Annotated in this window: 15 protein-coding genes; 7 read left to right on the top strand and 8 right to left on the bottom strand. The window is 65.2% G+C overall.

The features are described from left to right. Positions 1–261: 261 nt before the first annotated feature. Positions 262–2028, bottom strand: coding sequence for a DNA recombination protein RmuC (locus tag ACZYGA_RS08970; RefSeq protein ID WP_479398946.1), 1767 nt, complete (start codon positions 2026–2028; stop codon positions 262–264). Positions 2029–2242: 214 nt separating this feature from the next. Between ACZYGA_RS08970 and ACZYGA_RS08965 the strand changes: the two genes are divergently transcribed. Together ACZYGA_RS08965 and ACZYGA_RS08960 are read left to right on the top strand one after the other, a co-directional pair. Further along, complete coding sequence (locus tag ACZYGA_RS08965) at positions 2243–2830, top strand: type 1 glutamine amidotransferase domain-containing protein (protein WP_479398944.1); 588 nt, start codon at positions 2243–2245, stop codon at positions 2828–2830. A 278-nt stretch (positions 2831–3108) separates the two neighbouring features. Next, complete coding sequence (locus ACZYGA_RS08960; RefSeq protein ID WP_279874815.1) at positions 3109–3495, top strand: hypothetical protein; 387 nt, start codon at positions 3109–3111, stop codon at positions 3493–3495. Between the two features lie 130 nt (positions 3496–3625). On the opposite strand, the gene ACZYGA_RS08955 is transcribed toward ACZYGA_RS08960, so the two are convergent. Both ACZYGA_RS08955 and ACZYGA_RS08950 read right to left on the bottom strand, forming a co-directional pair. Further along, positions 3626–5089, bottom strand: coding sequence for an aminoacyl-histidine dipeptidase (locus ACZYGA_RS08955; RefSeq protein WP_176502939.1), 1464 nt, complete (start codon positions 5087–5089; stop codon positions 3626–3628). Positions 5090–5368: 279 nt separating this feature from the next. Beyond that, positions 5369–7828, bottom strand: a complete 2460-nt coding sequence (locus ACZYGA_RS08950) for a GNAT family N-acetyltransferase (protein WP_479398942.1) — start codon at positions 7826–7828, stop codon at positions 5369–5371. 250 nt (positions 7829–8078) lie between these two features. Between ACZYGA_RS08950 and ACZYGA_RS08945 the strand changes: the two genes are divergently transcribed. The 4 genes from ACZYGA_RS08945 to ACZYGA_RS08930 all read left to right on the top strand — a co-directional run bounded on the left by ACZYGA_RS08945 (position 8079) and on the right by ACZYGA_RS08930 (position 11791). After that, positions 8079–8639: an iron transporter gene (locus ACZYGA_RS08945; protein WP_479398941.1), complete on the top strand. Its 561-nt coding sequence runs from the start codon at positions 8079–8081 to the stop codon at positions 8637–8639. 223 nt (positions 8640–8862) lie between these two features. Continuing rightward, positions 8863–9237 carry a cupredoxin domain-containing protein gene (locus tag ACZYGA_RS08940; protein ID WP_279874819.1) on the top strand — a complete coding sequence of 125 codons (375 nt, stop codon included), beginning with the start codon at positions 8863–8865 and terminating at the stop codon, positions 9235–9237. A 123-nt stretch (positions 9238–9360) separates the two neighbouring features. Then, on the top strand, positions 9361–10221 hold the full coding sequence (locus tag ACZYGA_RS08935) for an FTR1 family iron permease (protein WP_077378619.1): 861 nt from the start codon (positions 9361–9363) through the stop codon (positions 10219–10221). A gap of 43 nt (positions 10222–10264) precedes the next feature. Next, a complete protein-coding gene (locus tag ACZYGA_RS08930; RefSeq protein ID WP_479398939.1) occupies positions 10265–11791 on the top strand; it encodes a 4Fe-4S binding protein in 1527 nt (508 codons plus the stop codon). A gap of 92 nt (positions 11792–11883) precedes the next feature. Here the strand turns inward: ACZYGA_RS08930 and ACZYGA_RS08925 are convergent, their stop codons facing one another. Together ACZYGA_RS08925 and ACZYGA_RS08920 are read right to left on the bottom strand one after the other, a co-directional pair. Beyond that, positions 11884–13458: a DHA2 family efflux MFS transporter permease subunit gene (locus tag ACZYGA_RS08925; protein ID WP_077378613.1), complete on the bottom strand. Its 1575-nt coding sequence runs from the start codon at positions 13456–13458 to the stop codon at positions 11884–11886. 2 nt (positions 13459–13460) lie between these two features. Continuing rightward, positions 13461–14624 carry an HlyD family secretion protein gene (locus ACZYGA_RS08920; protein WP_176493721.1) on the bottom strand — a complete coding sequence of 388 codons (1164 nt, stop codon included), beginning with the start codon at positions 14622–14624 and terminating at the stop codon, positions 13461–13463. Positions 14625–14857: 233 nt separating this feature from the next. Between ACZYGA_RS08920 and ACZYGA_RS08915 the strand changes: the two genes are divergently transcribed. After that, on the top strand, positions 14858–15526 hold the full coding sequence (locus ACZYGA_RS08915; protein ID WP_479398938.1) for a TetR/AcrR family transcriptional regulator: 669 nt from the start codon (positions 14858–14860) through the stop codon (positions 15524–15526). Positions 15527–15639: 113 nt separating this feature from the next. Here the strand turns inward: ACZYGA_RS08915 and ACZYGA_RS08910 are convergent, their stop codons facing one another. Genes ACZYGA_RS08910 through tmpA form a run of 3 tightly spaced genes read right to left on the bottom strand, consistent with a single transcriptional unit; the run spans position 15640 to position 18464 of the window. After that, positions 15640–16620: an ABC transporter substrate-binding protein gene (locus tag ACZYGA_RS08910; protein ID WP_176502932.1), complete on the bottom strand. Its 981-nt coding sequence runs from the start codon at positions 16618–16620 to the stop codon at positions 15640–15642. A 51-nt stretch (positions 16621–16671) separates the two neighbouring features. Further along, positions 16672–17286, bottom strand: a complete 615-nt coding sequence (locus ACZYGA_RS08905) for an HD domain-containing protein (protein ID WP_479399136.1) — start codon at positions 17284–17286, stop codon at positions 16672–16674. A gap of 20 nt (positions 17287–17306) precedes the next feature. After that, positions 17307–18464 (bottom strand): 2-trimethylaminoethylphosphonate dioxygenase, encoded by a 1158-nt coding sequence (tmpA, locus tag ACZYGA_RS08900; RefSeq protein WP_479398936.1) that lies wholly within the window; start codon positions 18462–18464, stop codon positions 17307–17309. Positions 18465–18556 lie beyond the last annotated feature (92 nt).

Raw genomic sequence — 18556 nt, 5'->3', positions numbered from 1 at the left:
TCATTTGTCATTTTCGCCCCATTACCGCAGGCTCAAACCAACTTACGGGGAGGTCCGGAGAACGGATGCAGAAGATGTCGAATTTTTTGCATCACTCACGATATTTCCTTCCTCGCCGCGTCAGAACACGATAGTCCGAGCTTGCGTTGACCCTGCATCTCAAGAAAAACGGCCCTGCTGGAGGGCCGTCGAGAAAGAACAGGGAATACGAGAGATGGCATGCCACCGAGTGTCAGCCGGCAATGAGCGAGATGTGCCGGTTCACGGGGTGTCCCCTTGCCACTTGCGCTCCAGATGTTCCCAGCGCGATAGCGTGGCACCTTGAGCCTTGTCCGCCGTCGAGCCAGAGGCAGGCTCAGTCTCAGTCTCAGTCTCAGGATCAGATTCAAGAGCAGCATCGGACTGCGATGTCGGGCCAGAGACCGGCCCCTGGTGATGCAGGGAGTCACGGGATTGACGCACCAGGGTCTCGGGCAACGGCTTCTTCATGCGCGCGCCGAGCTCCAGCAGCTCCTCGGCACGGCTGATCAGGTTGCCGCGCCCGCTGGCCAGACGCTTCATGGCGGTATCGTGCGCCTCGCGGGTACGGCCCAGCTGGCTGCCAAGCTCCTCGAGGGATTCGGCAAGTCCGCGGAACTTGTCGAGCAGCGCCCCGGCACGCTCACCGATCACGCGCGCATTGTCGTTCTGGCGCTCCAGACTCCACAGACTGGCCACGGTGCGCAGACTGGCCAGCAAGGTGGTCGGCGTCACCATCACCACGCCCTGGGTGAAGGCGTCCTGGAACAGGCTGTCGTCATGCTCGAAGGCCAGCGCGAAGGCGGGCTCCATCGGCAGGAACAGGAACACGAAATCCGGTGACCCCAGCCCCTCGATGGCAGGATAGTTGCGCCGCGCCAGTCCCGTGACGTGGCCGCGCACCGAGGTCAGATGCGCCCTCAGGGCTCGCGCCCGCGCCGTCTCATCCGCGGCATTGACGTAGTCGGTGTAGGCGCTCAACGAGACCTTGGCATCGATGATCAGATGCTTGTTGTCCGGCAGATAGACGATGGCATCCGGGCGCTGGCGCCCGCCTTCACCGCTGAACGACACCTCACGCTTGAACTCGATCCCCTCTCGCAGGCCAGAGCGCTCGAGCACGGTCTCCAGAATCATCTCGCCCCAGTTGCCCTGCATCTTGCTGTCGCCCTTGAGCGCACGTGACAGATTGGCCGCTTCCTCGGTGATCTGGCGATTGAGTCCCGCCAGCTGGTCGATCTGACTCTTGAGGCTGGTGCGTTCGCGTACCTCCTCGCCATGCAGCTGCTCGAGGCGCTGACGAAAGTCCCCGACCTGCTCGCGAAACGGCTTGAGCAACTGTTCGAGCTGGGCACCACTGGCGGCGGTGAAACGCTGCTGGCGCTCCTCGAACACCTTGCCTGCCAGCTGCTCGAATTCCTGACTCAGGCGTTCGCGGGAGTCGTTGAGCAGTGCCAGCTGCTCGGCGTGATGAGTGGCCTCCTGACGCTGACGCGTGACCAGCGAGGCATGCGTCTCGCGCAGCTCGGCGTAGCGCTCGGTCAATGTCTCGAGACGCTCCTCGCGCTCCAGCAGCTGGGCCTCCAGCACTTCCTGCTGGCGGGTCAGGCTGCGTGCCAGCGTCTGCTGTTCACTCAGCGCACGCGACTGTTCATCAAGCCGCCCCTGCAGCGACTCGCGCAGCGTGGCGAGCTGTTCCGTCAGCGCATCGCGCGCCTGCCGCGTCTCCTCCAGCGACTGGCTCAGATAGCGTTGCTGCTGCTCCGCCTGCTGCCCATCCAGTGCGGCACGCTGCTCGACCAGGGCCGCCCGCTGCTCGGCCTGTTGCTGTAGATCCCGCGCCTCTTCAAGCGTCTGCTGCAACGCCTGCCGGGTTTCGTCACTGCTCTCTTTGAGAGCGTGAAGCTGCTCGCGGGTTCGCCGCCAGCCCAACCCCAGGATCAACGACAGCATCAACAGCACGCCGACCAGCAACCACATCACGGCGGAGGATTCAGAAAGCAGAGGCATCGGGCACTCCATGGCCGGTGAAAACGCAGTGGGGTCACCCCCTTGAAAGTCAGTATCGCGCATCCATGTCTTGAGTGTCAGGGCACGAAATGACGGGAATTCGCTGCATCAACGTGGGGCGCTCACCTCAGTGAGTAACGCATGCTGAGAGCAGAATTTTTCCCTTCTCTGCCCAACACGCTCGCAAGAGCCGAAGCACGGAAAGGAGATTTGCATGACACAGCAGACCGATCAGCAGACACGTCAACAACTGCAAGGTAAGCGCGTGGCCATTCTCGCGACCCATGGCTTCGAGGAATCCGAGCTCGCGGTGCCGCGCGCCGCACTGCAGGAGGCGGGCGTCGAGGTACACATCGTCTCGCCGGAGAAAGACGGCATTCGTGCCTGGGCCGAAACCGACTGGGGCGAGACCTACCAGGTCGACACCTCGCTCAGCGATGCCAGCGAACACGACTATCATGGCCTGGTGCTACCGGGTGGCCTGTTCAATCCCGATACCCTGCGCCAGGACGAGACCGCACTGAACTTCGTGCGCAGCTTCTTCCAGGCCCACAAGCCGGTGGCTGCCATCTGTCACGCGCCGTGGATCCTGATCAACGCCGGGGTGGTCGAAGGCCGCAAGATGACCTCCTTCCCCTCCATCGCCCAGGACCTGAAGAACGCCGGTGCCGAGTGGCAGGACAGTGAAGTGGTGTGTGACAGCGCGCTGGTCACCAGCCGCAAGCCGGATGACCTCGATGCCTTCAATGCCAAGCTGCTCGAGGAGCTCGCCGAGGGCAAGCATCAGCATCAACACGCCTGATCTCGTCCCCGACGACAGCACCCGAAAACGCCCCTGCCCCCGCGGCAGGGGCGTTTTTTTGCGCTCTGCACCGCAGACTGACGCTCATCGCGGGAAAAGCATTTGCGAGCAAGCACTTACCTTGAGCGCCATAGAGAATGAAGGCCAGAAGATCACGACATGGACTCAGGGAGACGTCGGCACATCAGAGAACGCTGTTCGTCAAAGTGTCCGCGACCCGGTATCGTGTGAACAGGGATCAAGAAGGGTGACTATCCGACAACACGGGAGACCACCCCATGCACACCATCACAATGGCACCAGTCCTGCTGGGCCTGGGACTCATGCTGAGCCTCGCCATCCCCGGTGTCGTTGCCGCGGATGATCGTCATCGCTCACAGGGTCAGCAGCATCACGGCCGACAGACCATCGAGCGTCACAGCACACCGCAAAGCCGCCATGAGGCGATCAAGCGCCGCCATCTCAGGATGTTCGATGAGCCGCGAGTGGAGCGCCATCACTCTCGCCACGACACGCGTCACCGCATTCCCCAGCGCCGCTACTACCAACATGAGCGCTACGCGCCTCATCAGTATCGACAATACGATTCGCGCCGCCATGACCTGCGCCGCCGTCACGATGGCGTGAGCATCGGCTTCCCAGCGATACGCATCAATATCCACTGAGCTGACGCACTCTCGAAGTGCCCAGCCAGCGCCCCCGCAGGAAGCGCAACGAGAGCCTGATGCCCAGATACGACACCGCCCCCGCAGGCTACCTGCGGGGGCGGTGTCGTGGGGAGTCAATCGGCCCGGATCAGGCGTCGCGCGGCTCGGCAAGCGTCGTGATCAGTCCTTTGAGCACCTGCCAGAATTCCCCGACCGAGTCGACCTCGACGCGCTCGCTGGGTGAGTGCGCACCGCGAATCAAGGGGCCGAAGGAAATCATCTCGAGCTGGGGATACTTGGCCCCCAGGATGCCGCATTCCAGACCGGCATGGATGACCTTGATCTCCGGCGCGCGGCCGGTGACGCTCTCGTGCAGGCGGCAGAATCGCGCCAAAAGCTCCGCCTCAGGCTGCGGCTGCCAACCCGGGTAGGCATTCTCGGCCTGAGTGTGCGCCCCCAACAGGCCGAACAGCCCGCGGATGCGCTGCTCCATCATGGAGACCGCATCATCACGCAACGAGCGCACCAGGGCGCAGAGATGGAAACTCCCCTCACGCAGCTGGACCACGCCGAGGTTGTTGGAGGTTTCCACCACGCCTTCCACGGCTGCACTCATGCGCTCCACGCCATAGGGCGCGGCATCCAGTACGGCGACAAGCCGCTGGGTATCCTCGACGGACAGGGCACTCTCGGCATTGCCGCGCGTCACGCTGAGGGTGACGTCCGGGTCCGTGTCACGCAGCTCATCGCGAATCTGCGCCTCGAATTCCGCCAGACGCTGGCGGGCTGCCGCGACACGCTCATCGAACAGCACCACGCCGACGGTCGCCTCGCGTGGCAGTGCATTGCGCAGCGTACCGCCAGACCAGCTGACCAGACGCGGCGAGAATTCCGCCAGCGCCACCAGTGCCCGTGACATCAGGCGGTTGGCATTGCCGCGCCCACGATGGATGTCGAGCCCGGAATGTCCTCCAACCAGCCCGCCGATGGTGAGTTCAAGCTCCGCCTCGGCATCCTTCAGCGAGGACGTGGCGAATTCGTGCGCGACATTGATGTCCGCACCGCCAGCGCAACCGATGTAGACCTGGCCACGGTCCTCCGAATCCAGATTGAGCAGATAGCGCCCTTCCAGCCAGCCTTCGGCCAGATTCAATGCGCCGCCCATCGAGGTTTCTTCCTCGAGGGTGAACAACGCCTCCAGCGGACCATGCACCAGCGTCTCGTCTTCCAGCACCGCCAGCGCCGCGGCGACGCCGAGGCCATTGTCGGCGCCCAGCGTCGTGCCGCGCGCCTTGAGCCAGCCATCCTCGAGATAGGTCTCGAGCGCATCACGGGTGAAGTCATGGCGGGAGTCACTGGCCGCCTGGGCCACCATGTCGAGATGCCCCTGCAACACGATCCCCGGAGCGCTCTCATGGCCGGGGGTGGCCGCCTTGCGCAGACGCAGGTTGCCGAAATCGTCGCGGTCATGCGCGAGGCCGCGCGACTGCGCCCACTCAATCAGATGCTCAACCAGTGCCGCTTCATGCCCGGAAGGGCGCGGGATATTGCACAGGGTACGAAAATGACGCCAGACAATGGCGGGTTCCAACGTGTCGATATGCTCATTCATGGCGAAGTTTCCTGTTCTTGTCATCCCCGAGCATACGGAACCGTCCACGGCCATGGCTAGTGGTTGTCGGTGCCTGTCGATCAGTGACTGCGAATATGCAAGGATGAGATCTCTCGACACGGCCACGCTGTGCACTTCCAGCCCCTGACAACCGGAGCCCTCATGCCCCGCCGACTTCTGCTGTTATCCGTCCTTTCCGCCACTGCTAGCCTGCTGATGCTGAGCGGCTGCTCGCCGATTCCCGACATGCCGGGACCGATCGGCATCCCCGGCCTCTGATCAATGATCGCCGCCAAGCAGGGCACCGTGCGCATCGACGAGACGCCCTGCCGCCGCACGACACCAGCGATCACGCGCCTTGCGCCCCACGATGCCCTGACGCTGGGCCCAGTCGATGAAGGCTGGTGCATCCTGGCCGGCCAGGGCCAGTGCGAGTCCGTGACGCGCGGTCTCATCCAGTCCGGATGAGCCGACGCACTGCTCATCTGGGGAGCCGTGGGCTTTCAGCGCGGCCTGCAGCCACGGCCGCACCAGAGCAAGACCTCCGCCACCGCGCCGATACCAGTCGAGTCGTTGCAGCCAGCCTTGAGCCGGTTGACAGCCTTGAGCCGGTTGACAGCCTTGAGCCGGTTGACAGCCTTGAGCCGGTTGACAGCCCTGAGCCGGTTGACCGCCCAGGGCGAGCCGCGATGCCAGCACGTCAGGCAGCCCGGCCAGCTCATGCGCCAGCAGGCTCGGCAGCAGATGCTGAAAGTCCTGATGCAGCGCCTCGAGCAAGGTATCTCTCGGCGAGGCCTCGCCTGCGCCATCGCATGGCTCCCCCGTCGCCTTGCCCATCATCACCGCATGCTCGCCACTGGCCGCATCGCGCTTGAGCCCCATGCGCAGTGGCATGAAGCCCTGGGACAGCCAGAAGTCCACCAGCCCCGCCTCGGCTCCGAAACTGGTGCCGAGACGCGTGACACCCGCCAGCCGAGCCTGCTGCTCCAGCGCATTGAGCAAGCGCGCCCCCTGCCCACGCCGCCACAGTGCGGGATGTATCGCGATGCGCAGAATCCGCCACCAGCGCGTCTCGGCGGCCGCCTGATGACCGGCATGCGCCGCCAGAGACTGCGCCAGCAGATGCCCGCGCGGCCGCCGCTGACCTCGCCAGATATCCTCTGCCAGCGGTGCAGGAAACCCGCCCTCCTCGACGGCGGCCACCACCCCCAGCCAGGCATCACTCCCAGTCGTGGCATCACGCTGACGAATCGCCATCAACGTGAGCCCCGGTGTATCGAGCAGCTGGCGCAGGTCCGCCGGTGTGGTGCGGTAATGCGCCTGCACCAGCAGGCCGAACAGCTGCCGCAACGCCGCCTCGTCACGCGCCAGAGAGTCACGCTGCAACAGGACGACCTCACTGCGGGCCAGCCATTGCTCGATGCCTTTGGCTGGCTGTATGACTGGCTGCCTGGCGGTATCCGCCAGCGCGCCAAGCTCAGGCGGCTGCGCCGAGAGCAGCAGCAGGTCATCGGTCAACGTCTCCAGCGGATCGCCGGGCGCCCAGCGCACGGGCATCGTCATCTCCAGCGCCTGCCAGCCGGGGCACTGGCGCTCGAGATGATGGCGAAACCGCAGCTGGAAGCCGCGCCCGGTGCCTTCGTAGCCATGCACGGTGGTGGCGAAGGCGATGCGCGGAAAATGCGCCAGATAGCCTTTCAACAATGGCGTGGGGATGGCGGCGGCTTCATCGACGAACAGCCGCGGCAGCGTCGCATCGCGACAGGCGAGACGAGCCGCCTCGATGGCATCCGGCGCCAGAAAGCGCAGTTCGCTGCCAAAAGCCGTGCCGTCCTCCGCCTGCCCAGCCGGCAAGCGAAAGACATTGCCCTCGCGGCGCCCCCGTGGCAGCAGCGCTGCCAGACGCGCGAAGACCGCGGCCACCGCCGCCGGCCGTGGCGCCGTCAGCCAGACACTTTCCCCCGCTGCCAGACAGCGTGCCGCGGCGATGCCCAGCGCGGCACTCTTGCCGCGGCCACGATCGGCACTGATCACCACCGGCTGGTTCGGGCGGAGCGCCGCCAGCGCGGCCACCACCTCGGCCTGATCTGACGTCAGGCAATCAGGGTCCGTGACCTCACCGACGCGGGTCGCTGCCTCCCCGGCGGGTGGCAGCGTCGGTAACGGTTCGCCCTGCGGCCAGTGCAGTACGCTGGCATCCGCCTGGAGGCGCCGTGCCAGCCGCGCCAGATAGCGCGCCGCAAGCTGCTCACGCGCGAACGGCCAGTGCGCCAGACGCGCATAGTCGCCATCCGGCGCTGGCGCTGGCTCGGCGTCGGCCCAGGCGGCAGGCGTCACCAGCACCAGCAGTCCTCCCGCCATCAGAGTGCCGGCCACGGCCCCGAAGGCATCGGGATCAAGACCACTCTGCGGATGTGCGGCATCGAAGACGACCAATGCCTGCTCGCCGCCCAGCTGAGTGGCAGCCTTGGCCATCGCCAGCGAGCGCACGTGTGTCCCGCCCGGCGTCGTGATCGCCTCTCCGGCCCCCAGCCACAGCGGAGCAGGCTCACGCGCTGGCCACAGATCACAGATTGCCAGCGCAGCAGCGCAGGGATCACCGCTCGTGCCCTCTCCGCCGCTGATCCACAGACAGGCGCGCTGATGCCGCGCGAGCAGGCGCTCATGCAGTGTCCGGCACCAGGCATCGATGGCGGGAGGGTCCAATGGGGCGGGGTAACGTGAAGAAGTCGTCATCATGGCGCGCAGCATGCCGCATGGTGACGTGGCAGACCAGACATGGTGCTGGAACCCTCATGACGGGAGGCCAGGGGCCAGTCACGCCGGGCACCCCTCTCTCTCTCAACATCCTTTTATTTAAGTAATATCTCATATTTAAAAACACCCCGTTGCAAGATAGGCAACGCAGGCGGCGCAAGAATGAGAATGGTTATATTTATGCCTATCAGGATAATGAAGCTCCACTTCCCATTACTGCGAGCCATCCCCGATGCCACAGCGTCATTTCGTCACCACTACTCTGCCCCGCGCGCTCAAGCCTGCCCTGCTCGCCCTGAGCCTGGCGGCACCGTTCGTGGCGGGCCAGGCCTCGGCACTGGAATACCCGATCGGCACTCCGGTCAAGGAAGGCGGCATGGAAATCGCGGCCGTCTATCTGCAGCCAGTGGTGATGGCCCCGACAGGCAAGCTGCCGGCCAATCAGGCCGACATCCATCTGGAAGCCGATATCCACGCACTGATGGAAAACGACAACGGCTTCGCGCCGGGCGACTGGATTCCCTATCTGGGCATTCACTACACCCTGACCAAGCAGGGCAGTGATACCCCGATCGAAGGCGATCTGGTGCCGATGATCGCCAACGACGGCACCCACTATGGCAAGAACGTCAAGCTGGATGGCCCGGGCAAGTATCACCTGACCTTCGACATCCAGCACCCGGACATGCCGCGTCACATCGACAAGGAAACCGGTGTCGCCGAGTGGCCGGACACCATCACCACCGATTACGACTTCGTGTATGCCGGTGTCGGCAAGAAAGGCGGCTACTGAGCACCAGCCTCTGCACGTGGCGGACATGACGGCGCCATCTCGTATCCGCCGGCATGTCCGCCCGCTGTCTCCAATGGCCGCCTGTGCTGAAAAGCGCTCGCGGCCATTGGTCGCTCTGCCGGCGACCCTCCATCCCTGGCACCTGGCACCCGCGAGTGCCACGTCCGAATGACCCTCCCTCGTGCCTCTGCCGAGTGCCTACCCCACTATCCCGGAGCCCATCATGCGCCTTCCTCGTCGTCGATCTGCCCGGCAGTCCGTCGCTGCGCTGCTGCCGACCCTCGCTCTGCTGCTGGCGGTACTGCTGCCGCGCGTGACGCTGGCCAGCGACATGCCGTCCTATGACCTGACGCTTACCAACGGCAAGCTCAGTCCCGAGGTGCTCAAGGTCAAGTCCGGCGAGAAATTCGTCATCCAGCTGCACAACGCGGGCAACACGCCCGCCGAATTCGAGAGCAATTCGCTGCGCAAGGAGAAGGTGCTGGCCCCGGGCGTGAAATCCTTCGTGGTGATCCACCCCTTGCGTGCCGGCAGCTACGACTACTTCGATGACTTCCACCTGCCGGATGCCCGCGGCAAGGTCGTCGCAGAAGACTGAGGCACCGGCACATGTCCGCCGTCACTTGCCTCGTCCCCTGCCGCGCCTGCCATCTCTTCCCTGTCAGGGCACGAACGGCATTGCCGATTCCTCACCCTGCCCGCTGTCCCCGAGAGTCCCGCCATGTTTGATCAGGTTCTGTTTATCGTCTGGCGCGAAAGCGTCGAAGCCATTCTCGTCATCGGCATCATGCATGCCTGGCTGGTGCAGTCGGGCACGCGCGCCGGGCTGCGCTACCTGTGGGGTGGGGTCGTTGCCGGTCTGGTGCTGGCCGGGCTGATGGGCGCGGCCCTGATGGGCGCCAACACCTGGCTGACCGGCACCGCCCAGGAAGTCTTCCAGGCGGCGCTGGTACTGATCGCCTGCCTGCTGATCACCCAGATGGTGCTCTGGATGCGGACCAAGGGCCGGACTCTCAAGGCAGAACTCGAGAGCGGCCTGGCCGAGGCCGTCTCCTCCGGCAGCTACTGGGGGGTCGCGGTACTGGTCGCCATCGCCGTGGCACGTGAAGGTGCGGAAACCGTCGTCTTCCTCTACGGCATGGGCGCCGCCAGCCTGCAGTCCGGTGGCATCGGCAGCTTCTCTCTCGCGGCCTTCATCGGTTTCGCGCTGGCAGTGGCGACCTTCATGGCCCTGCAGCTGGGTTCGCGCCTGTTCTCCTGGAAGCTGTTCTTCCGCGTCACGGAAGTCCTGCTGCTGCTGCTGGCCGCGTCATTGTTGATGTCAGGGCTTGAGCAGCTCATCGGCCTGGGCTATCTGCCGGCCGGTCTCGACCCGCTGTGGGATTCCAGCTGGCTGCTCGATGATGGCAGCGGTCTCGGTGGCCTGCTGGCGACCTTCGCCGGCTATCGCGCCTGGCCCGCCACCACCATGGTGCTGGGCTATGCCCTCTACTGGGTCATCGTCATCACTCTGATGAAGCGCCAGCGCAAGGTGGAGCGCAAGGATCAGCGCAAGCAGCTCACCGCCCGCGCGCGCAGCTGATGCCCGTCCCGCGCACTGCCCAGTGAGAGAAGAGGAAGCGTTCATGGCCCATTGCAGTACACACTCCGCACGCCCCGACGCACGGGCGGACATCATCGCCAGTGACGCCGGAGCCGGCGCCTCCCGAGCCACGCGTATCGCGCGTTTCGGCCAGGCGATGCAACAGCGGCGCGGCCTGATCCAGCTGATCCAGTGGCTGGTGGTGGGCATCTACGCCTTCCTGCTGGTGGTGCCGGCATTGCTGCCGCTGCCCGACTATCAAGCGCACATCCTCACCAATCTGACGGTGTTCGCCGAATTCGTGTTCTGGGGGCTGTGGTGGCCCTTCGTGCTGATCAGCATGGTGCTGATGGGCCGGGTGTGGTGCGGGGTCTTCTGCCCCGAGGGCACCCTGACGGAGGCCGCCAGCCGCATCGGGCTCGGCCGGCCGATTCCGGGCTGGATGCGCTGGGGAGGCTGGCCCTTCGTGGCCTTCCTGGGCACCACGCTCTACGGTCAGCTGGCCAGCGTCTATCAGTACCCGCTGGGCGCGCTGGTGGTACTGGGCGGCTCGACGGTGGCGGCGATCGTGGTCGGGCTGATCTACGGCAAGGGCACACGCGTCTGGTGCCGTCAGCTATGCCCGGTGAATGGCGTCTTCAATCTGCTGGCGCGCCTCTCGCCGACCCACTTCCGTACCGACCAGGCGCGCTGGAACGCCCACAACCGCGCCGTGCGCCAGGGCAATGCCGTGCGTACGCATGCGCCTGACTGCGCGCCATTGATTCCGCTCAAGCAGCTCGACAGTGCCGGTGACTGCCATGTCTGCGGGCGCTGCAGTGGCTACAAGGACGCGATGCAGCTGGAATGGCGGTCGCCGGGCGTGGAGCTGGTCGAACCGCCGCAGCCGGTGCGTTTCACCCACTACTCGGTGCTGGTGTTCGGCCTGCTCGGCATCGCCATCGGCGCCTTCAGCTGGAGCGCCAGCCCGTGGTTCGTCGCGCTCAAGCAGCAGCTGGCCGTCTGGCTGATCGAGCATGACCTGATGTGGCCGCTGACCACCACCCTGCCCACCTGGATCCTGACCAACTACCCCGAGCACAACGATGTCTTCAATCTGCTCGATGGCAGTCTGATCACGCTGTGGATCGTGGTGGGCGGCGGTCTGCTGGGCGCACTCACCAGCCTGCCGCTCTTGCTTGGCAACTGGCTGATGGGGGGCAAGGCGACGCTGTCACGCCTGTGGCATCTCTCGCTGAGCCTGATTCCGCTGGGCGGGCTCGGCGTGTTCCTCGGCCTCTCCGCCACCACCATGACGCTGCTGCGCGGTGACGGCATCAACCTCACCTGGGCCAATGATCTTCGCGCCGTGCTGCTGGCACTGGCCTGCCTGTGGGGCCTGCGACTGGCCTGGCGCATTACTGGCGAGCAACACAATGGCGAGCAGCGCAAAGGCGAGCAGCGCAACGGCGAGCAGCGCAACGGTGGACGGCTCGCCGGCAACGCCGCACGACTGGTCGGCACGACAAGCGTCGCACTGGCCTGCCTGCCCGCGCTGGGGGTCTGGTACCTGATGTTCTGGGGCTGGTGAGACGCTGTCACCCGAAGGCTGAAACGACAAGACCCGCCATCAAGGCGGGTCTTTTGTTGGCCGGGGCGGCGGTGACGCCACGGGACGCCACGCTAGTGAGCGCCGCCTTCGTCACTGCCCTCGCTCTCCGGGCGACGGAAGGCGATCACCACGACACTGCCCACCACATAGACCGCGCCCAGCCACAGGAAGATATTGTCGAAGGCCAGCACCTCGGCCTGAAGACTGATGCGCTGCGCGATCATCGCGACGCCCGCCTGCCAGGGGTCGGTCAGGCCCGAGAAGGTCACCTGATAGCTGGCCAGCTGGTCGATCACCACCTGACGGCTCTGGTCGATGGAGCCGATCAGCTGGTTCCAGTGGTAGTCCTCCCGCCAGTCGCGCACGGTATCGATCAGCGCCAGCCCCACCGCGCCGCCCAGGTTGCGCATCACGTTGAACAGGCCACTGCCGTTGCCCAGTTCGTGGGGCGCCAGTCGTCCCATCGCCAGGCGTGACACCGACAGCAGCACCAGAATCTGACCCACGCCACGGATGACCTGCGGCCAGAAGAACTCGTTGTAGCCCGAGCCCGACGTCAGATGGGCATTCATGCCGGTGCCGACACCGGTCAGCACCAGACCGATGAACATCATCAGGCGCAGATCGATGAGATCGGAGAGCTTGCCCGACAGCGGTGCCATCAGGAACATCGCCACGCCCGCCACGAACATCACCTCGCCGATCTGCAGGCTCGAGAAGCCACGCACGCTGCCGAGGAACAGCGGCACCAGATAGACCAGCCCGTAGAGCACCACGCCCAGCCAGAAGCCGACCAGCGCGCCGAGCGCGAAGTTGCGATTCTTGAACACGCGCAGATCCACGATGGGGTTGTCAGCACTCAGCACGCGCCAGAAGAAGCCCACGCAGCTCAGCGCACAGACGATGGCCCACAGCAGGATGGGGGTGCTGGCGAACCAGTCATCTCCCGGCCCCTCCTCCAGCACGTATTCGAGGCTGCCGAGAAACACCGCCATCAACGACAGTCCCAGCGTGTCCAGACGCTTGAGCAATCCGCGATCACCGCTGTCGATCTCCAGGTTGCGCCACACCAGACTGGCCACGAGGATGCCCGGCAGCAGATTGGCCAGAAACAGCCAGTGCCAGCTGAAATACTCGGTCAGATAGCCACCGACGGTGGGACCGATGGACGGCGCCATGGTCGCCACCAGGCCGATTACCGCCTGAATGGTGCCCATCTTGCGCCGCGGGAAGATCGAGAAGCTCACGGCCTGGGTCAGCGGAATCATCGCCCCGCCCATGAAGCCCTGGACCGCACGCAGCACGATCAGCGCCTCAAGCGAGGTGGACAATGCACAGCCCAGACTCGCCAGCGTGAACCCCAGCGCCGAGACGGTCAGTACCACGCGGGTCGAGAAGATGCGCGCCAGCATGCCCGAGAGCGGAATCATCACGATCTCGGCGATCAGATAGCTGGTCTGGATCCAGGAGACCTGCTCGGGACTGGCCGCCAGGCCCGCCTGGATCTCATTGAGCGAGCTGGCGACGATCTGGATATCCAGGATCGCCATGAACATGCCGAACACCGCCGCGATGAAGCCGATCTGCTGACGGCGCGACGGCATGTCACTGGCAGCCCCTGCCGGGGCTGCGGTTGCCTCGGCCATGCTCACTGCGCTCCGTGTTCGGCGGTGGCCGCGACATCGGAGGCGACCTGCACGCTATCAGGTGCCATGACTGGCGCGGTGACAGCCGCAGTGACAGGCGCGGTGACACTGGCCGCATAGGTGCCGGTCTCCGGCAGCTCACGGGTGTCGATGGACGGCACGACCGACAGCCCCGCCCGCAGGCGTGGCAATGCCGCCTCCGGGCCGGTCAGGCGGATACGCACCGGCACGCGCTGGACGATCTTGTTGAAGTTGCCGGTGGCATTGTCCGTCGGCAGCAGGCTGAACTCGGTGCCGGTCGCCGGCGCGAGGCTGTCCACCACCCCCTCGAACTCGATGTCCGGATAGGCATCCACCTCAAGGTGGACCGGCTGCCCGACTCGCATGCGCTCGGTCTGGGTTTCCTTGTAGTTGGCCACCACGTAGGCGCTTTCCACCGGCACCAGCTGCATCAGGGTCAGCGAGGCGCTGGCCATGGTGCCGACCTCGACACTGCGATTGCCGACCACGCCGTTCTGGGGCGCACGAATCGAGGTCTTCTCCAGCTGGTGGCGCGCGTAGGCGAGATCCGCCGCCGCTGACACCACTTCGGCGCGGGCCGAGTCCAGCTGTGCCTTGTAGACCTCGAGTTGCTGACGCGCGGAGACCAGCGACGCCTGCTGCTGCGCCACGCTGGCCTCGGCGGTGCGAAGGGTCACCTGATCATCTTCAAGGGACTGCCGCGAGGCGTAGCTGCGGCTCTCCAGACTTCTTGAGCGCTTGAGATGCAGCGCGGCCTGATCGCGCTCGGCCTTGGCCGAGGCCAGGGCCGCCTTGGCCTCATCGATCTTCGCGCTCTGCAGATCCAGCTGACGCTCGGCCTGGACTTCCCCGGTGCGCGCCTTGTCGAGTGCGGCGCTCGCCTGATCCAGGTTGGCCCTGGCATCCCCATCGTCCAGCTGAACCAGCAACTGCCCTTTCTTCACCGGCTGGTTGTCATGCACCAGCATGCGCGTCACGCGCGCGGTGATCTCGGAACGTACCGGCACGCTGTCGGTCCGCACATAGGCATTGTCGGTCTCCTGCATGAAGCGCCCGACCTGCCACCACTCGACTCCCATCACGCCACCCACGATCACGCCCGCCACCACGAGGAGCGCCACTGCGCCCTTGCCTGCCTTGTTCATACGGCGACTCTCTGTTGCTGCCTGTCAGTGACAGACAGGGAAACCGTCTGACGGTGGCCGGCCTCGATGACGCAACGCTTGCGCTCGGGACTGCCATCTTGCACCGCCACTAAGTGTAATGAATACTACACTTCATTGAGCCACCCCCGACAGCGTCAACCGACAGCGTGCCTCGTTCGCAATATCGCAACCCTGACGGCGTCAGTCGGCCCCTTTCACCAGAGGACACAGACATGACGGACTCCCCTTCCTCGCAGAGTGCTCCGGACACCGCCACATCCCGCACTTCGCCGCGCGGGGAAGCCCGCCGCAGACGCCAGCGGGAAGTCGCCAGAGAACACTTCCTGCAAAATGGCTACGCCGCGACCAGCATCAACGAGATCGCACGGGAGGCCGGCGGATCACTGACGACGCTTTATCGGAATTTCGGCAACAAGGAGGGGCTGTTCCTCGCCGTGATGCAGCAGGAAGCACAGTCGGTATGGTCGGTGATGGATCACGAGGTCAATGAGGCACGTCGCGTCGACGAGGCCCTGGAACACTTCGGGATGGCGATGCTGACACTGGCCCTCGAACCACAGCTGATCCGGCTGTTTCGTGGCCTCGCCTTCGAGAGCGGCCGCAACCCGCAGCTCGGCAAGCTCTTCCTCGACAATGGCCCCAAGCTGACGCGCCAGCGGCTGGCAGGCTACCTGTCACGACAGGTGGCGGAGGGCCACTTGCCAGGCTCCGGCCTCGGGCAGGAACCGCTGGCCGCCGCCAACCTGCTGACCGGCATGCTGCTCAACCCGCTGCATGTCGATGCCCTGCTGGGCAGCTTCCCCGACCCGGCCGACCCGGAAAGCCTGCGACCACACGTCAGGCGCTGCGTGCGCGTCTTCATCGCGGGTTTCGGGGCCTGAACGCCGGGCCCCTGACAGCAAGACGCCGAGTCGACTGACTCGGCGTCTTCGTATGCAGGAGAAGTGGAGCGCGGGAAGCGATCAATGGCCGTCATCGCGGTAGGGAGGCTACGTCAGTCTTGCAGGCTGGCGTTCACGGCAGCGACGGCATCTTCGCCATCGCGGGTCGTCACGCCGGCAAGAAACTCCGCCAGACGCTCCGGGTGGGCGACGAGCCAGTCGTGCGCCACCTCATCGAGGTCACGCTCGTTCAGGCTGTAGTCGAGGATGAAGGCGCTCTGCTCATCGGAGCTGAAGACCAGCTGATCGAGAAAGCGCGTCAGGTTGGGATTGGCCTCGGCGTAGGCGGTCCGCACGACGGTCTTGACGTCACTGGCGCCGTTGTCAGGGCCGAAGACCGATTCCGGGTCTTCCAGGATATGGGTGTCGAATTCCGGCACCATCCAGTGCGGCGTCCAGCCGTAGAAGGCGATCCAGCGTTGCTCGCGCTCGGCGGCGCGCACTTCACTGAGCATCCCCGGCGTCGAGGATTCCATCGCATCCCAGTCACCCAGCCCATAGACATCGTCGTCGATGGCGCCGTTGAGCATGTCGCTGATGGTGGAGCCGCTTTCGATGGAGTAGATGGTCTCATCGAATTCATCGGCGTGGGCGGCCAGGTCCGCCGCGCTGTGGATACCCGCGTCATAGACATAGCCCGGCACCGCGAAGCCCATCCGGGCACCGGTGACGTTGTTGCCGAGATCCGTGATCGCGCCGGCCGCCATGGCCGCGTCGTAGCTGTCCTTCTGGGCCGGCAGCCAGCCGGCGAGGAAGGCATCACTGTCGCCGGTGGTCAGCGTGTTGTAACCGACGGTGGAGCTGACTTCCTGCCGCTCCACGTCATAGCCCATGGGGGCGAGAATCTGGGCGACGATCTCGCTCTTGACGCTGACACCGGGCCAGGGCGGCACGATGAGCGTCAAGACGTCGTCCGTGTCCTGGGCAGAAGCCGCCAGCGGCGCCGTACTGAGCAGCAGTGCACCGAGCGTGAGAAGTCCGCGGCGGGTGCCGCGCAACGGGGAAGAGGTCAGGCAGGTCAGGGGTCGCTTCATCTTGTCGTTCCTTGTCAGCACCGGTCGCGCCGGGCCTTGTTATAGGGAGTGTCAAGCGGGGTCTTGCATGCCTTGCGCGGCTGCAGCCGATGGCGCTGCCACCAGTTTCGGCAGGCCGCCAAAGGGCTCACGCCCCATCACGCGCGCAAGCATCGGGAGGAAATGCGCAAGCGGCAGGGTGTCGTATTCGGGGTCGAAGCTGGTCTGGTCCCACTCGTCACAGAAGCGCACAGTGCGCTCATAGGCAGGGTGGTGGGCGTAGGCATCACGTGCATGGCGGTCCTGGCCGAAGAATTCCCGGTAGTGATAGCCCTGGAACAGCTCGTGATGGCGAATCATCCAGACATTGAGCGGATCGATGAACGGTTCGAGGATACCGGCGGCGATCTCGGCATGATTGGCCGGTGCGAGATCATCGCCGATGTCGTGCAACAGCGCGCAGACCACCATCTCCTCATCGGCGCCGGCACGCAAGGCGCGGGTCGCCGTCTGCAGGCAGTGCTCGTAGCGATCCACCGGATAGCCATGGTGATCTCCCTGGAGGCGGCCCAGGTGGGCGATCACGCGCCGACAGGCATCGGACTGATACTCCCGGAAGTGCGCATCGATCAGCGCCCATTCGGCATGCGTGCTTTCCGCGAAGCTGCGAAAGCGCGCCCGGGTCATCGGGACGGTATCTTGCTGACTCATGCGGTGGCCTCCTCCTGGTTGTCCGGCTGACCGCTGAGCTGATCGGCAAGCTGATCGGCCAGCAGCAGGCGGCGGCTGGCCGTGGAGTCGCGATCCACATAGCCCTGACGCATATGGCGGATGCCGCCTTCCAGCTGGAAGGCACTGCGGCCATGGAACAGCCGGTAGTTGTCCATGATCAGCATCTGGCCCGGCGCCAGCTTGAGGTGCAGCGTGAAGTCGTCACCGGCAATCAGGCGGTAGAACGCCTGACGGACCGCGTAGTAACGGCGCAGGGTCGCGCTCGGCAACGCCGGCACCCGCTCGGTACGATTGGAGAAGCGCACACGGGCCACCTGCCCCCGACTATCCAGCTCGATCAAGGGGCCTTCGCTCTCCAGCCGCGTGGTGGCATCGTGATAGCGGAATCCGGGCGTGACCTCGGTTAAGCAGGCAAAGGCCTCGGGGTCTTCACGACGCAGATGCTCCGCCGCGCTGAACCCGTCCACCAGCGTGCTGTCACCCCCCTGGGCGGCATTGCGCAGGCAGTGCAGCCAGATATAGCCGGGAATCGGATCGCGATAGGGGTTGTCGGTATGCGGCTCCAGCCCACGCTGGGTCATGGTGAGGTCATAGGCGTTGGCGACGGATTTCACGTCGGCGATGCCGCCCCAGTTGGTGCGTCGCAGCGGCCCAATGCGATGGATCAGGCTCTGCATGCCATCTTCGTGATCCGGCACGCCGCTGACCCGCACGAAGCCGAAGCGCTGCAACTGCTCGAGCATGTCCAGCAAGGCCGCGTCATCCTCCAGTGCTGCGGCGAAGTCGGCCTCGGGCAGCTGGGCGAGATTCCCCTGCCAGAAGGTCATGCCCTGATAGGCCTGTGGCGCGCGACACTCCGCCAGCAGGGCCGCCAACGAGACACTCACCGCGTGGCCGTCGCTGAAGGCCAGCGACAGCGTATCGCCGTCGAGCTGCGCCTCACTCAGGCGCAGATCCAGCGGCAGATCCGCCGCCTCGATCAGGCGCTGACCGGTCAGGGAATCGAGAGTCGCGTCATCAGGACTCCGCTCGCGCAGCCAGAGCGCCTCGAGGGTCAGATCACCCTCGGGGTGGCTCAGCTGCAGTTGTCGTCCGGAGTCTGTCAGGCAGACGGAAAGGGGGGCGCTGGGCACTCGATGTTCTCCACGGCTGGGGAGCGGCACGCTTGTTTTCCCTGGCAGGTGCCTGCTCTCGGGGACGGGTCCGACTGGAATCTCTTCTACCT

It is taken from the genome of Cobetia sp. BL01 (assembly GCF_056493605.1).
Note: the sequence above shows the minus strand (reverse complement) of the source record. Positions and strands in the feature narration are given on the sequence as shown.